The following is a 15,347-nucleotide window of genomic DNA, read 5'->3' on the forward strand; positions in this document are numbered from 1 at the left end:
GGGCCGGATTTAAGACTCAACCTCTGGAAAGTCAACTCATGTCAATCTCCATGCGCGAAATGCTGGAAGCCGGTGTCCATTTCGGTCACCAAACCCGCTTCTGGAACCCCAAGATGGCTCCGTACATCTTCGGCCACCGCAACAAAATCCACATCGTCAACCTCGAGAAGACGCTGCCGCTGTTCGAAGACGCGGCCAAGTTCGTGCGTCAGCTCTCGGCCAACCGCGGCACCATCCTGATGGTGGGCACGAAGCGCCAGTCGCGCGACATCGTGGCCCAGGAAGCCCGTCGTGCCGGCGTGCCCTTCGTCGACCAGCGCTGGCTCGGCGGCATGCTCACCAACTTCAAGACCGTCAAGACCTCGATCAAGCGTCTGAAGGACATGCAGGCTCAAAAAGAAGCCGGCCTGGACACCATGACCAAGAAAGAGCAGCTGACCTTCTCCCGCGAGATGGAAAAGCTCGAGAAGGACATCGGCGGCATCCAGGACATGACGGCCCTGCCCGACGCCATCTTCGTGATCGACGTGGGCTTCCACAAGATCGCGGTGCTTGAAGCGCAAAAGCTCGGCATCCCGCTCGTGGGCGTGGTCGACACCAACCACTCGCCTGTCGGCATCGACTACGTGATCCCCGGCAACGACGACTCGGCACGCGCCGTGGCGCTGTACGCCCGCGGCATCGCCGATGCGATCCTCGAAGGCCGCAACAACGCCGTGAACGACGTCGTGAAGGCCGTTGCCGCAGAAGGCTCGGACGAATTCGTCGAAGTCAAGGAAAACACCGCCGCCTGAAGGCCGTGCTCCCATGAAAGAGGGGCTTGTGAGCCCCTTTTTCACACCGAAATCCGATCACTGAACAGAGCCGACCACACCCAGCGGGTGCGGCGGCGACAAGGAGAACCCAGATGGCAATTACCGCAAGCATGGTCGCCGAACTGCGCGCCAAGACCGACGCTCCCATGATGGAGTGCAAGAAAGCCCTGACCGAAGCCGACGGCGACATGGCCAAGGCCGAGGAACTGCTGCGCGTCAAGCTCGGCACCAAGGCCGGCAAGGCCGCCAGCCGCGTGACGGCTGAAGGCGTCGTGGCCGGTTTCATCGAAGGCGCCAACGGCGGCTTGATCGAAGTCAACTGCGAAACCGACTTCGTGACCAAGAACGACAGCTTCCTGGCACTGGCCAACGCGGCCGCCGAGCTCGTGGCAAAACACCAGCCGGCCGACGTGGCGGCGCTGGGCGCGCTGCCCTACAGCCAGGACGGCTTTGGCCCGACGCTGGAAGATGTGCGCAAGGGCCTGATCGGCAAGATCGGCGAGAACATGTCGTTCCGCCGTTTCAAGGCTTACAGCGGCGCGGCCAAGCTGGCCAGCTACCTGCACGGCACCCGCATCGGCGTGGTGGTTGAATTCGAAGGCGATGAGGGCGCAGCCAAGGATGTCGCCATGCACGTGGCCGCCATGAAGCCCGTGTCCCTGACCAGCAACGACGTGCCTGCCGAGTTCATCGAGCGCGAGCGTTCGGTGGCCACGGCCAAGGCCGACGAAGCCAACAAGGAGCTGCTGGCCGCCGGCAAGCCTGCGCAAAGCGCCGAAATCGTGGCCAAGCGCATCGATGGCGCGGTCCAGAAGTACCTCAAGGAAGTGTCGCTGTTCAACCAGCCCTTCGTGAAGAACGACAAGCAGACCGTCGAGGCCATGCTCAAGGCCACGGGCACCACCGTCAAGGGGTTCACCCTGTACGTGGTGGGCGAGGGCATCGAGAAGAAGGTGGACGACTTCGCCGCCGAAGTGGCTGCCCAGGTGGCCGCCGCCAAAGGCGCCTGACCGGGCTTCGCCTGCTTCATGCAGCTCCATGCTGCCTTGCACAAGACCACGGGCCGCAAGGCCCGTTGTCTTGTGCACCACCGGTGCCGATGGGCGTCTCCTCGGTACACTTGCCGGCTGGGTTTTCTGTTTTTGCTACCTGAAAGTGCCACATGCCTGCCTACAAACGGATTCTGCTGAAGTTGTCGGGTGAAGCCCTGATGGGCGACGACGCCTTCGGCATCAACCGAGCGACCATCGTTCGCATGGTGGAAGAAATCGCAGAAGTCACGCGTCTCGGGGTTCAGGTCGCCATCGTCATTGGCGGCGGCAACATCTTTCGCGGCGTGGCTGGCGGCTCGGTCGGCATGGACCGCGCCACCGCCGATTACATGGGAATGCTCGCCACGGTGATGAACTCGCTCGCGCTGGCCGACACCATGGACAAGGCCGGACTGGTGGCGCGCGTGATGTCGGCGATTGCCATCGAGCAGGTGGTCGAGCCCTATGTGCGTCCCAAGGCATTGCAGTACCTCGAAGAGGGCAAGGTCGTCGTGTTCGCCGCCGGAACCGGCAACCCCTTCTTCACCACCGACACGGCCGCGGCCCTGCGCGGTGCTGAAATCGGGGCAGAGATCGTGCTCAAGGCCACCAAGGTGGATGGCGTGTACAGCGCCGACCCGAACAAGGACCCGACCGCCACCCGCTACGCCTCCATCACCTTTGACGAGGCGATGAGCAAGAACCTGCAGGTGATGGACGCCACGGCCTTTGCCCTGTGCCGCGACCAGAAACTGCCCGTGAAGGTGTTTTCCATCTTCAAGCCCGGCGCATTGCGGGACGTGGTGATGGGCAAGGACGAAGGTACGCTGGTCCATGTGTGAAGCCCGTGTGTTCACCCAGTTGCTGAAATGAGGAGTTTCCATGAGCGTTGACGACATCCGCAAAACCGCCGAGCACAAGATGATGCAGTCGGTGGAAGCGTTCAAGAACGGTCTGACCAAGATCCGCACCGGTCGCCCCAATCCGGCGCTGCTCGACACCGTGCATGTGGACTATTACGGTTCCATGCTGCCGCTGTCGCAAGTGGCCAACCTCACTTTGCTGGATTCGCGCACCATCGGTGTTGCCCCGTGGGAAAAGGGCATGGGGGCCAAGATTGAAAAAGCCATCCGCGAGTCCGACCTGGGCCTGAACCCGTCCAGCCAGGGCGACCTGATCCGCGTTCCCATGCCCCCCATGACCGAGGAGCGCCGCAAGGAGCTCACCAAGGTGGTGCGCGGCGACGGCGAGGCGGCCAAGATCGCGATCCGCAATCTGCGTCGCGACGCCAACGAACAGGTGAAGAAGCTGGTGAAGGAAAAGCTGGCCTCAGAAGACGACGATCGCCGCTCGCAGGAAGACATCCAGAAGCTCACCGATCGTGTGATCAACGAGGTGGATCGCCTTGTCGCCGGCAAGGAACAGGACATCATGGCGGTCTGAACACCACCCACCTTCGCCCGCAAACCCCCACGCCATGCCTTCACCGATGCCCGAACAGGACCCGCTGGCCAGCGCCCGGCCTCGCCATGTGGCCATCGTGATGGATGGCAACGGGCGTTGGGCGCAAAAGCGCTGGTTGCCCCGCGTGGCGGGTCACAAGCAAGGGGTCGAGGCCCTGCGCCGCGTCGTCAAGGCCTGCCTCGAGCGCGACGTGACCGTGCTCACCGTGTTTGCCTTCTCGTCGGAGAACTGGAACCGTCCGGTTGAAGAGGTCTCCAGCCTCATGGACTTGCTGGTGGTGGCGCTTTCGCGCGAGGTGCCCACGCTCGAAGGCAACGGCGTGCGGCTGCACTTTCCCGGCGACCGTCGCGGCTTGTCCAGGCGCGTGGTGCAGGGATTGATCGACGCCGAACGGGCCACGGCGCACAACCACAAGCTGGTGCTCAACGTCTGCTTCAACTACGGCGGGCGCTGGGACATTGCCCAGGCCGCGCAGCGACTGGCCGCGCAGGGCCGCGAGATCACCGAAGAGAGCCTCAACAGCGAGCTGGCCCTGTCACACGTTCCCGATCCCGATCTGTTGATCCGAACCGGGGGCGAGCTTCGCATCAGCAACTTTTTGCTCTGGCAGGCGGCCTACACGGAGCTGGTGTTCACCGAATGCCTGTGGCCGGACTTCGATGCCGCCGAACTCGACCGTGCCTTGCTGGAGTACGCCAACCGCGAACGCCGGTTCGGCCGGACCTCCGAGCAGGTCACCCAGGGCGAGCCCTTGCTGGCGGTGGGCGGCGATCGACATGCTTAGACAACGCGTCATCACCGCCGTGCTGTTGCTGGCGGTCTTGTTGCCCGCGTTGTTCCATTCCGCCATCGAACCCTTTGCCGCCCTCACGCTGCTGCTGATCGTGGCGGCCGGATGGGAATGGGCCCGCCTCAATGGTGTGGGTTCGCGCCTGGCACTCGCGCTCGGGCTGGGCCTGGGTGCGGCGCTGGTTGCCTTCTGGCTGTCGGGCGGCCTGGAGCGGTCGTGGCGCCCGTTGTGGATCGGTGTGGGCGCCTCGTGGGTCGTGCTCGCCGTGGTCATGCTCCGCCGTGGCGTGGCGGGTTGGAGCACATGGCCAGCCGGTTTGCGCTTGTGGGTGGGACTGTTCCTGATCGCGTGCGCCTGGGTGGCGATGGTGCAGGCCCGGCTGCTGGGCCTAGGCTTTCTGCTGTCGGTGCTGTTGCTGGTGTGGATGGCCGACATCGCGGCCTATTTCGGTGGCAAGACGTTCGGCCGGCGCAAGCTGGCGCCCGGCATCAGCCCGGGCAAGACATGGGAAGGTGCCATGAGTGGCTTCGTCGGCGTCTTCCTGCTCGCCGCCGGGTGGCTCTGGGCAGACCCGCTGGCCCAGGGCGGCGCGGTCAGCCTGTACGCACGCCTGTGGTCGTTCGGTCCCTGGCTGGCGGTGGCGTGTCTTGCTTTCCTGGTGGCCATGAGCGTCGTGGGCGACCTGGTGGAGTCGCTGGTCAAGCGCAGCGCGGCCGTGAAGGACTCCAGCAACCTGCTGCCAGGACATGGCGGTGTGCTCGACCGGGTCGATGCCCTGCTGCCGGTGTTGCCGCTGGCGATGATGTTTGCCACTCTTTGATCTTCATGAACGACACCCAGTCCATCACCATCCTCGGATCCACCGGGTCCATCGGCAAGAGCACCCTCGATGTGCTGGCGCGCCATCCCGAGCGCTATCGTGTGTTTGCCCTCACCGCGTCCACCCAGGTCGATCTGATGCTGGCGCAGTGCCGGCAGTTCTCGCCCCGCTATGCCGTGATGGTCAGCCCCGCCCACGCGGCCCAGCTGGCCGAGCGCGTCCATCAACTCGGGTTGAAGGTGACGGTGTTGTCGGGCGAACAAGCCTTGTGCGATGTGTCGTCGGACCCGGAGGTGGACGCCGTGATGGCGGCGATTGTGGGTGCCGCAGGGCTCGCACCCAGCCTGGCGGCTGCCCGCTCGGGCAAGAAGCTGCTGCTGGCCAACAAGGAGGCGCTGGTGGTGGGCGGCGCGCTGTTCATGCAGGCGGTGCGCGACGGCGGTGCCACCTTGCTGCCGATCGACAGTGAACATTCCGCGGTGTTCCAGTCCTTGCCGGACGACCCCGCCGCCTGGTCGCGGCGGGTGGAGAAGATCGTGCTCACCGCCTCCGGTGGCCCGTTTCGCACGCGCGACCTGCAGTCGCTGTCGCAGGTGACGCCCGACGAGGCCTGCGCGCACCCCAACTGGGTGATGGGGCGCAAGATTTCGGTCGATTCGGCCACGATGATGAACAAGGCGCTGGAGGTCATCGAGGCCTGCTACCTGTTCGGCTTGCCGCCCGCGCAGATCGAGGTGGTGATCCATCCCCAGAGCGTGATTCATTCGATGGTGCAATACACCGATGGCTCGGTGGTGGCACAGCTCGGCACGCCGGACATGCGGGTGCCGATCGCCTACGGCCTTGCCTGGCCCGAACGCATGGCCTCCGGTGCCGAGCCGCTGGACTTCGGAACCTTGGGCGCTCTGACCTTCGAGAAACCGGATGGCCAGCGATTTCCCGGACTGCAGCTGGCCTGGGACTCGCTGCAAGGCCCCATCGGCACGACCGCGGTGCTCAACGCGGCCAACGAAGTGGCCGTGGCAGCGTTTCTCGACAAGCGCTTGCGTTTCGACCAGATCCATGCCATCAACGATGCAACTTTGCAGGGATTGGTCCCCTCCAAACCGAACGACCTGCCGGACCTGCTGGCGATCGACCAGCAGGCCCGGCGCCTGGCGCAGGCCCAGGTCGATCGCCTGTCTTGCTGAAGGCCCGGACCGGGCGGCACTGAGGCCGACGTTTTCAACTTCACGATCCGAACACCATGCTCACACTCGTTGCCTTTGTGGTTGCCCTCGGCCTTCTGATCGCGGTGCATGAATACGGGCACTACCGCGTGGCTGTGGCCTGCGGGGTCAAGGTGTTGCGGTTTTCGGTCGGCTTCGGCAAACCGCTGCTGACCTGGCGCAAGAAGGGCAGTCCCACCGAATTCGTGTTGTGTGCCTTGCCCCTGGGCGGGTACGTGCGCATGCTCGACGAGCGCGAGGCCCCGGTCGATGCGGCCGAACGCCACCTCGCCTTCAACACCCAGCCCTTGCGCTCCCGGGCCGCGATCGTGGCGGCCGGGCCGGCAGCCAACCTGCTGCTGGCCGTCGCGCTGTACGCCGCCGTCAACTGGAGCGGTGTCGAGGAGCCCAGGCCGGTGCTGGCCAGCCCCGCCATCGGCTCGCTGGCAGAGACGGCGGGCCTGCGCGGTGGCGAGTGGGTCGCCCAGGCGGGTCCTGATGAAGAAAACCTGGCTGGCGTGGACTCCTTCGAAGACCTGCGCTGGCGCCTGACCCAGGCCGCGCTGTCCAACGAAGACATGACCCTGCGCGTCAGCAATGAGGAAGGCGGGCCAGCGCGTTCGGTGGTCTTGCCCTTGTCCGGTCTGGACGTGCGCGAGGCCGATGCGTCCCTGTTCCAGAAAATCGGCATCACCGGCCCCTGGACGCAACCCGTGGTGGGTGAGGTGATGGCGGGCGGTGCCGCAGCGGCAGCGGGTTTGCTCGCCGGCGACACCGTGCGCAGCGTCGACGGCAGCACCGTCCCGGACGGCCAGCGGCTGCGCGCGCTGATTCGCGCAGCGACGGGCCCCGCCGGAGAAGGCATCGAGCAGACATGGCTGGTCGATCGCAATGGCCAGCGCCTTGAACTGACGGTGAAGCCTGTGCCCGAAAGGCAGGGGGATGCGTGGGTGGGACGGGTGGGCGCCTACATTGGTGCCGCTCCCGAGATGGTGACGGTGCGCCACGGGCCGGTGGATGGCCTGCTCAAGGGTGTCGTGCGCACCTGGGAGGTGTCGTGGCTCACGCTCAAGATGATGGGGCGCATGGTGATCGGCGAGGCCTCGGTCAAGAACCTCAGCGGACCGCTCACCATCGCCGACTACGCGGGCAAATCTGCCAGCCTGGGCATCACCTCTTACATCCTGTTTCTGGCCCTCATCAGCGTGAGTCTGGGCGTGCTGAACCTGCTGCCATTGCCGGTCTTGGACGGGGGACACCTGATGTATTATCTTTGGGAGGGTGTGACCGGTCGCAGCGTGTCTGATGTCTGGATGGAGCGCCTGCAGCGCGGTGGTGTCGTGGTCCTCATGGCGCTCATGTCCGTTGCCTTGTTCAATGATGTGGCCCGCTTGGCTGGCTGAACACTTTTCCCATGACAAAAAACAAAAACGGTCTGCGCGGCCTGACCCTTTCAGCGCTCGCGGCCGCCTTGCTCGGCGCCTTGCCCGCCTGGGCGGTCGACCCCTTCACCTTGCGAGACATTCGCGTCGAAGGCCTGCAGCGCGTCGAGCCTGGAACCGTCTTTGCTTCACTGCCGTTTCGCATCGGGGACCAGTACAGCGATGACAAGGGCTCCACGGCCATCCGCTCGCTGTTCGGGTTGGGTCTGTTCAGCGATATCCGCCTGCAGATCAACGGCGATGTGCTGGTGGTGATCGTAGAAGAGCGGCCCACGGTGGCCGATGTGAGTTTCTCCGGCATCAAGGAGTTCGACAACGACGTGCTCACCAAGGCGCTGCGCGACATCGGACTGACCGAAGGCCGCCCTTTCGACAAGGCCCTGGCCGACCGCGCCGAGCAGGAGCTCAAGCGCCAGTACATCAACAAGAGCATGTACTCCGCCCAGGTGGTCACCACCGTCACGCCCGGCGAGCGCAACCGGGTCAACCTCAATTTCAGCGTGGTTGAAGGCGACGTCGCGAAGATCAACGAAATCCGCATTGTGGGCAACCAGGCCTTCTCCGAGTCGACCTTGCGCAACCTGTTCGACCTGGACACCGGCGGCTGGCTCAGCTGGTACACCAAGTCCGACCGTTACTCGCGCGCCAAGCTCAACGCCGACATCGAAACGCTTCGTTCTTACTACCTGACCCGCGGCTACCTCGAGTTCCGCATCGATTCCACGCAGGTGGCCATCTCGCCCGACAAGCAGGACATGTCGATCACCCTGAACATCACCGAAGGCAACCGCTATGTGGTGTCTTCGGTGGCGCTCGAGGGTGAATACCTCGGCAAGGAAGAAGAGTTCAAGTCGCTCATCACCCTGGAGGCCGGTGAGGCCTACAACTCGGAAAACGTGACCAGCACCGTCAAGGCTTTCACCGATTACTTCGGTGCTTTCGGTTATGCGTTCGCACAGGTCGAGGCGACCCCCGAGATCGACCGCGTCAACAAGAGGGTGTCGTTCGTGTTGCGCGCCCAGCCGGCGCGTCGCGTCTATGTGCGCCGCATCAACGTCGAAGGCAACAACCGCACCCGCGACGAAGTCGTGCGCCGCGAGTTTCGCCAGCTCGAGTCGGCCTGGTACGACAGCGACCGCATTCGCCTCTCGCGCGACCGCGTCGATCGCCTGGGCTTCTTCACGGAAGTCGGTATCGACACCCAGCAGGTGCCGGGTTCGCCCGATCAGGTCGACCTCACGGTGTCGGTGGTCGAGAAGCCCACGGGCAACCTCTCGCTGGGCGCAGGCTATTCGCAGGCCGAGCAGCTGTCGATCATCGCCGGCATCCGCCAGGAAAACGTGTTCGGTTCGGGCAACTACCTCGGCATCGACATCAACACCAGCAAGTTCAACCGCCAGTTGGTCCTGAGCACGGTCGACCCCTACTTCACGGCCGACGGCATCTCGCGCAGCATCGACGCCTACTACCGCACGACGCGCCCCTACGACACCCAGTCCGAAACAGGCGACTACCGCCTGATCACCAAAGGGGCTTCGCTGCGCTTCGGGGTGCCGTTCACCGAAGCCGACACGGTCTTCTTCGGGGCGGGCGTGGAGCAGACCACGATCGAGCCCGGCGTTTTCCTGCCCGATGCCTACCGCGACTACGCCCGTGATTTCGGCGAGACCAGCAACACCTTGCCTCTCACGGTCGGGTGGTCGCGTGACACGCGCGACAGTGCACTCGTGCCCACCCGCGGTCGCCTGCAGCGCGTCAATTCCGAGCTGGGCGTGGCGGGTGATGCCCGCTACGTCAAGGCGAGCTACCAGTTCCAGCAGTACATCCCCCTGAGCAAGCAATACACGCTTGCGTTCAACACCGAGCTGGGTTTGGGCAAGGGCTTTGGTGGACGCCCCTATCCGGTGTTCAAGAACTTCTTCGGCGGCGGCCTGGGTTCGGTGCGAGGCTTTGAGCAGGGCACGTTGGGCCCTGTGTCGCCGGTGGCGAACTCCCTGACCGGCGAGGGCATCAACATCGGTGGCAACCGCAGCATCGCCCTCAGCGCCGAATTCATCACCCCGTTCCCGGGTGCCGGCAACGACCGCAGCCTGCGCATGTTCGGGTTCGTGGACGTCGGCAACGTGTTCGGGGAGAACGACACCCGTGAAAACGCCAAGGACCTGCGGGCTTCAGTGGGCGTCGGCCTGAGCTGGATCTCGCCCGTGGGCCCCCTCAGATTCGCCGTCGCCAACCCCATCCGGAAATTCACCGGCGATAAAATCCAGAAATTCCAGTTTCAGATCGGAACCTCCTTTTGATGAAGACACTTACCAGCCTGTTCAACCGCAAGACGCTCGTTGCCGTGGCCCTCGGGCTCGCAACGCTCGGCGTTGCCGCGCAAGACCTGCGCATCGGCTTCGTGAACCTGGAGCGCATCCTGCGTGACTCCAACTCGGCCAAAGCCGCCCAGACCAAGCTCGAGCAGGAATTCTCCCGGCGCGAAAAAGAGGTGCAGGCGCTCGCAGCCCAACTCAAGACGGCCTCGGAGAAGTTCGAGCGTGAAGCGCCGACCTTGCCCGAAGGTCAGCGCACCACCCGCCAGCGCCAGCTGGTCGAGCAGGATCGGGATTTCCAGCGCAAGCAGCGGGAGTTCCAGGAAGACCTGAACATGCGCAAGAACGAAGAGCTGCAGAGCGTGCTGGAGCGCGCGAACCGCGTCATCCGCCAGGTCGCCGAGGCAGAGAAGTTCGACCTGGTCATCCAGGAAGCCGTCTACATCAACCCCAAGCACGACATCACCGACAAGGTGCTCAGCGGCTTGAACGGCAGCAAGTAAGCCGCAGGACCCGGCTGTGGCGATACCACTGGGCTCCATTGTCGAAGCCCTCGGTGGAGAACTCGTCGGTTCACCCGACGCGGGCATCCGCCGCCTCGCCCCGCTGGCCACTGCAGAACCCGACGAACTGGCCTTCGTCTCCAACGCACGGTATGCGTCGCAAGTCACCCTCACGCGTGCGGGCGGCCTGATCGTCACGCCCTCTTTGCGCGCAGCGGCGAGCGCGCGGGGACCGTGCATCGTCACCGACGACCCTTACCTCTACTTTGCCCGCCTCACCCAGTGGTGGCGCGAGCAGCACGCTGTGCTGCCCGAGCCCGCTGTGCATGCGAGCGCCGTGGTCCATCCCAGCGCCGAGCTCGCGGCGGGGGTCGATGTCGGCGCCTTTGCCGTCATCGAGGCAGGTGTTCGCATCGGTCCCGGTGCGCGCATCGGTGCCCACAGCGTGCTCGGCGAACATGCACAGATCGGTGCCAACACCCGCCTGTACCCTCGCGTGACCGTGGGCGAACGGTGCTCGGTGGGTGACCGGTGTGTGCTTCATTCCGGGGTCGTCATCGGGGCGGACGGCTTCGGCTTTGCACCGCACGAAGGTCGCTGGATCAAGATCGAGCAACTGGGCGCCGTTCGCATCGGCCACGATGTGGAGATCGGTGCCAACACCTGCATCGACCGGGGCGCTCTGGATGACACCGTGATCGGGGAAGGCGTGAAGCTGGACAACCTGATCCAGATCGGCCACAACGTTCGCGTCGGGGCGCACACGGCGCTGGCCGGTTGTGTCGGGGTCGCCGGCAGTGCCGACATCGGCTCGGGTTGCACCATCGGCGGTGGTGCCGTGGTGCTCGGTCACCTGAAGCTGGCCGACGGCGTGCATGTGTCGGCCGCCTCGGTGGTCACCCGGTCCCTGCTCAAGCCGGGGCACTACACGGGCATGTTTCCCATCGACGACAATGCGAGCTGGGAAAAAAATGCTGCGTCCCTCAAGCAGCTCAACCGCATTCGCGAGCGCCTCAAGGCCGCGGAACACGCGATCGAACAAGCCCTTCAGAAGAACACAAAGCCATGATGGACATTCACCAGATTCTCAAACAGCTGCCGCACCGCTATCCGTTTTTGCTGGTGGACCGGGTGCTCGAGCTCGACAAGGGCAAGCGCATCAAGGCGTTGAAGAACGTGACCATCAACGAGCCGTTTTTTGTCGGACACTTTCCGCACCGGCCCGTCATGCCCGGCGTGCTCATGCTCGAAGCCATGGCGCAGGTCGCCGCCCTGCTGGCGTTCGACACCCTGGGCGTGACACCCGATGACAAGACGGTGTACTACTTCGCCGGCATCGACGGAGCGCGTTTCAAGCGTCCGGTGGAGCCTGGCGATCAGCTCGTGATGGATGTGACGCTGGACCGGATGAAGGCCGGCATCTTCAAGTTCAAGGGCATCACCCGCGTGGGCGAGCAGGTGGCGTGTGAAGCCGAACTGATGTGCACCATGCGCACCATCGCCTGACGGTGGGGAGGGGCGCCTCGTGTCTTTGATCCACCCCACAGCGCTGGTGGACCCGGCCGCCGAGCTTCATGGTTCGGTGGCGGTCGGGCCCTACACCGTGATCGGCCCGAATGTGAAGGTGGGCGAGGGCACCACCATCGGCGCGCACTGCGTGATCGAGGGGCACACCACCATCGGACGCGACAACCGCATCTTCCAGTTCAACTCGCTGGGGGCGGTGCCGCAAGACAAGAAGTACGCGGGGGAGCCCTGCGAGCTCGTCATCGGCGACCGCAACACCGTGCGCGAGTTCTGCACCTTCAACATCGGGTCACCCGGTGACCGGGCCGTGACCCAGGTGGGCAATGACAACTGGATCATGGCCTATGTGCATCTGGCGCACGATTGTGTGGTGGGCAACCACACCATCTTTGCCAACAATTCGCAGCTCGCCGGTCACGTGGTGGTGGACGACTGGGTGATCCTGGGCGGCTTCACCGTGGTGCATCAGTTTGTGCGCGTCGGAGCGCATGCCATGACGGCCATGTGCTCGCTGCTGTTTGCCGATCTGCCGCCATTCGTGATGTGCCAGGGCCAGCCGGCGCAGGCGCGCTCGATGAACTTCGAAGGCCTGCGCCGCCGCGGCTTTTCGCCCGAGCGCATCGCGGCGGTGAAAGCCATGCACAAGGCCCTGTACCGCGAAGACCTCAAGCTGGACCAGTCGGTGGAACGCATCCGCGCCCTGACCGACAAGTCGCCCGAAGCCGCGCCCGATGTGGCCATGATGCTGGACTTCCTCGGGCAGGTGTCGCCCCAGCGCGGCATCGTGCGTTGATCCCGACATGAAGTCTTCAAAGCGTTTTGCCCTGGTGGCAGGCGAAACGTCAGGTGATCTGCTGGCCGGCCTGTTGCTTGGCGGGGTTCGGCAGCGCTGGCCCGACCTGCAGTCCTTCGGCATCGGCGGCCATCAGATGGCGTCCCAGGGCTTCGAGGCCTGGTGGCCCAGCGAGAAGCTGGCGGTGCGTGGTTATGTCGAGGTGCTGCGGCACTACCGTGAAATCGTCGGTATCCGGGCGCAGCTGCAGCAGCGCCTGCTGGCTGGCGACCGGCCCGACGTGTTCATCGGCGTCGATGCGCCCGACTTCAACCTGGACCTGGAAGCCAGGCTGAAGGCCGGCGGGATTCGCACGGTGCATTTCGTGTGTCCCTCCGTGTGGGCCTGGCGTGCCGAGCGCATGGAGAAGATCCGCCGCAGCGCCGACCATGTGCTGTGCATCTTTCCTTTCGAGCCCGACCTGCTGGCCCGCCACGGGATCGCCGCGACCTACGTGGGTCACCCGCTGGCCAATGTGATCGCACTGGAGCCGGACCGGGCCGCGGCCAGGCATGCCCTGGGTCTGGGCGAGGCTGAGACGGTGGTGGCGATCCTGCCGGGCAGCCGGGCCTCGGAGGTGCAGTACCTTGCCCGCACGTTCTTCGAGGCCGCGGCGCGTCTGCACCGCACGCGGCCGGACATCCGTTTCGTGGTACCGGCGGTGCCGGCGCTGCACGAACGCATCGAGGCCGCAGCCCGCAGCGCCGGCCTGGGCGCAGAGCTGAAGGTGATCGCCGGTCAATCGCACACGGCGCTGGCCGCCTGCGATGTCACCCTGATCGCCAGCGGCACGGCCACGCTGGAAGCGGCGCTCTTCAAGCGTCCGATGGTCATTGCCTACAACATGAACTGGCTCTCCTGGCAGATCATGCGCCGCAAGCAGTTGCAGCCCTGGGTGGGTTTGCCCAACATCCTGTGTGGCGAGTTCGTGGTGCCCGAATTCCTGCAGGACGCCGCCACGCCGCAGGCGCTGGCCAGCGCTGTGCTGGCCTGGCTTGACGCGCCTGAGAGAATCCAGGCCTTGCAGCAACGATTCACCGCGTTGCACCACACCTTGCGCCGTGACACCGCCCAACTGGCCACCGATGCGATCGAAAAAGTTCTTGAAGGCTGAGCAGGCCCAACTGGTCTGGGACGTGCCCGGCCTGGTGGCCGGGGTGGACGAGGCCGGGCGCGGTCCGCTGGCCGGCCCGGTGGTGGCCGCTGCCGTGATCCTGGACGTGCGCTTTCCCATCAAGGGGCTGGCCGATTCAAAGCAGCTCACCGCCTTGCGCCGTGAGCGCCTGTACGACGAGATCCGTGCCAAGGCCTTGTGTTGCAGCATTGCGCAGGCCTCGGTGGAGGAAATCGACCAGCTCAACATCCTGCAGGCGACGATGCTGGCCATGCGCCGCGCGGTGCTCGGTCTTCGCCTCAAGCCGGCCAAGGTGCTGGTGGACGGGAACCGCCTGCCGGCACTGGATGTGCTGGCCGAGGCGATCATCTCGGGCGACGCCCTGGTGCCCTGCATCTCCGCAGCGTCCATCCTGGCCAAGGTCACGCGCGATCGTTTGCTGTGCGAGCTGCACCTGCAGCATCCCGAATATGGCTTCGACCGGCACAAGGGCTACGGCACGGCCGAACATCTGCGTGCGCTGCAGGAGCATGGCGCCCTGCCGTTGCACCGCCGTACCTTTGCACCCGTGGCCAGGGCGCTCGCACGGGCCGCAGAAGGGCAGGAGCTTCGCGCATGAGTGAGCCCACCGTCATCACCTCGCGCGACAACCCGCTGCTCAAGCGTCTGCGGGTGCTGGCGCAAGACAACACCGCCTACCGCAAACAGGGGCAGGTCTGGCTGGAAGGCGATCACCTGTGCCGTGCCTTGCTCGCACGCGGGCACCGGCCCGCCATGGCCGTGTTCACGGACGAGGCCTGGACCCAGGCACCACACGACTTGCGCGACGCGTGCGACCACACGGTGACCGTGCCGCGCGCCCTCATGGCCACCATCAGTGGCCTCGAATCGCCCGCCGGCGTGGGCTTCGTCTGGGACTTGCCCAAGACCTCTGGCCTGCTGGCGGGTGAAGCGGCGGTGGTGCTGGACCGCCTGCAGGATGCCGGCAACGTGGGCTCGATCCTGCGCAGCGCAGCGGCCTTCGGTTTTGGCCAGGTGCTCGCGCTCAAGGGCACGGCCGCGCTCTGGTCGCCCAAGGTGCTGCGTGCCGGGATGGGGGCGCACTTTGCACTGCGGCTCGTGGAAGGTTTGTCGGCGGACGATCTGCCTGCGCTGGACGTGCCCTTGCTGGTGACCAGCTCACACCAGGGCGATCTGCTGCATCGTGCCGCGCTGCCCTGGCCTTGCGCCTGGGTGCTCGGACACGAAGGGCAGGGCGTGAGCGAAGCACTGGCGGCCATGGCGGCACAGTCGGTGCGCATCGCGCAGCCCGGCGGTGAAGAGTCGCTCAACGCCGCAGCCGCAGCGGCCATCTGCCTCCACGCCAGCGCAACGGCGCCCAGGTAAGCGCGCGCAGCGGGGGAGCGTGGGGGTCAGCACCGGGCCAGCCGAAGGGCCGCCCCAAGGCAGGCCCAGCCCCCTCGGGGGGCAGCGGACCTCGCGCAGC

16 protein-coding genes are annotated in these 15,347 nt (G+C 65.3%); all 16 read left to right on the forward strand.

Annotated elements, in window-relative coordinates; all coding sequences use genetic code 11:
* The first annotated feature begins 38 nt into the window (after positions 1 to 38).
* The 16 genes from rpsB to QUV35_RS12535 all read left to right on the forward strand — a co-directional run bounded on the left by rpsB (position 39) and on the right by QUV35_RS12535 (position 15,247).
* Complete coding sequence (gene rpsB, locus QUV35_RS12460; RefSeq protein ID WP_300874347.1) at positions 39 to 794, forward strand: 30S ribosomal protein S2; 756 nt, start codon at positions 39 to 41, stop codon at positions 792 to 794.
* A 113-nt stretch (positions 795 to 907) separates the two neighbouring features.
* Positions 908 to 1,825: a translation elongation factor Ts gene (tsf, locus tag QUV35_RS12465; RefSeq protein ID WP_300874349.1), complete on the forward strand. Its 918-nt coding sequence runs from the start codon at positions 908 to 910 to the stop codon at positions 1,823 to 1,825.
* A gap of 152 nt (positions 1,826 to 1,977) precedes the next feature.
* A complete protein-coding gene (gene pyrH / locus QUV35_RS12470) occupies positions 1,978 to 2,688 on the forward strand; it encodes a UMP kinase (protein ID WP_056277817.1) in 711 nt (236 codons plus the stop codon).
* Positions 2,689 to 2,728: 40 nt separating this feature from the next.
* A complete protein-coding gene (gene frr / locus QUV35_RS12475) occupies positions 2,729 to 3,289 on the forward strand; it encodes a ribosome recycling factor (protein WP_056277813.1) in 561 nt (186 codons plus the stop codon).
* A gap of 46 nt (positions 3,290 to 3,335) precedes the next feature.
* Complete coding sequence (gene uppS / locus QUV35_RS12480) at positions 3,336 to 4,094, forward strand: polyprenyl diphosphate synthase (RefSeq protein ID WP_300874387.1); 759 nt, start codon at positions 3,336 to 3,338, stop codon at positions 4,092 to 4,094.
* On the forward strand, positions 4,087 to 4,920 hold the full coding sequence (locus QUV35_RS12485; RefSeq protein ID WP_300874353.1) for a phosphatidate cytidylyltransferase: 834 nt from the start codon (positions 4,087 to 4,089) through the stop codon (positions 4,918 to 4,920). The genes uppS and QUV35_RS12485 overlap by 8 nt, the downstream gene beginning before the upstream one ends.
* Before the next feature lie 5 nt (positions 4,921 to 4,925).
* Positions 4,926 to 6,110, forward strand: a complete 1,185-nt coding sequence (ispC, locus tag QUV35_RS12490) for a 1-deoxy-D-xylulose-5-phosphate reductoisomerase (protein ID WP_300874356.1) — start codon at positions 4,926 to 4,928, stop codon at positions 6,108 to 6,110.
* A 56-nt stretch (positions 6,111 to 6,166) separates the two neighbouring features.
* Positions 6,167 to 7,531 carry an RIP metalloprotease RseP gene (rseP, locus tag QUV35_RS12495; RefSeq protein ID WP_300874358.1) on the forward strand — a complete coding sequence of 455 codons (1,365 nt, stop codon included), beginning with the start codon at positions 6,167 to 6,169 and terminating at the stop codon, positions 7,529 to 7,531.
* An 11-nt stretch (positions 7,532 to 7,542) separates the two neighbouring features.
* Positions 7,543 to 9,870, forward strand: a complete 2,328-nt coding sequence (gene bamA / locus QUV35_RS12500) for an outer membrane protein assembly factor BamA (protein WP_300874360.1) — start codon at positions 7,543 to 7,545, stop codon at positions 9,868 to 9,870.
* On the forward strand, positions 9,870 to 10,388 hold the full coding sequence (locus QUV35_RS12505; protein ID WP_300874363.1) for an OmpH family outer membrane protein: 519 nt from the start codon (positions 9,870 to 9,872) through the stop codon (positions 10,386 to 10,388). The genes bamA and QUV35_RS12505 overlap by 1 nt, the downstream gene beginning before the upstream one ends.
* A gap of 16 nt (positions 10,389 to 10,404) precedes the next feature.
* Positions 10,405 to 11,457, forward strand: coding sequence for a UDP-3-O-(3-hydroxymyristoyl)glucosamine N-acyltransferase (gene lpxD, locus QUV35_RS12510; RefSeq protein WP_300874366.1), 1,053 nt, complete (start codon positions 10,405 to 10,407; stop codon positions 11,455 to 11,457).
* On the forward strand, positions 11,454 to 11,894 hold the full coding sequence (fabZ, locus tag QUV35_RS12515; protein WP_300874368.1) for a 3-hydroxyacyl-ACP dehydratase FabZ: 441 nt from the start codon (positions 11,454 to 11,456) through the stop codon (positions 11,892 to 11,894). Before lpxD ends, fabZ begins: the two co-directional genes overlap by 4 nt.
* Before the next feature lie 19 nt (positions 11,895 to 11,913).
* Positions 11,914 to 12,708: an acyl-ACP--UDP-N-acetylglucosamine O-acyltransferase gene (lpxA, locus tag QUV35_RS12520; RefSeq protein ID WP_300874371.1), complete on the forward strand. Its 795-nt coding sequence runs from the start codon at positions 11,914 to 11,916 to the stop codon at positions 12,706 to 12,708.
* Positions 12,709 to 12,715: 7 nt separating this feature from the next.
* Positions 12,716 to 13,861, forward strand: a complete 1,146-nt coding sequence (lpxB, locus tag QUV35_RS12525; RefSeq protein WP_300874374.1) for a lipid-A-disaccharide synthase — start codon at positions 12,716 to 12,718, stop codon at positions 13,859 to 13,861.
* The gene (gene rnhB, locus QUV35_RS12530) at positions 13,833 to 14,480 is read left to right on the forward strand and encodes a ribonuclease HII (RefSeq protein ID WP_300874376.1); all 648 of its coding nucleotides are present in this window, start codon (positions 13,833 to 13,835) and stop codon (positions 14,478 to 14,480) included. The genes lpxB and rnhB overlap by 29 nt, the downstream gene beginning before the upstream one ends.
* Entirely contained in the window at positions 14,477 to 15,247 is a 771-nt protein-coding gene (locus QUV35_RS12535) for an RNA methyltransferase (protein ID WP_300874379.1), read from the forward strand. The genes rnhB and QUV35_RS12535 overlap by 4 nt, the downstream gene beginning before the upstream one ends.
* The last annotated feature ends 100 nt before the right edge of the window (positions 15,248 to 15,347 follow it).

This window comes from Hydrogenophaga sp. (assembly GCF_030373225.1).
Lineage (GTDB): Bacteria > Pseudomonadota > Gammaproteobacteria > Burkholderiales > Burkholderiaceae_C > Hydrogenophaga.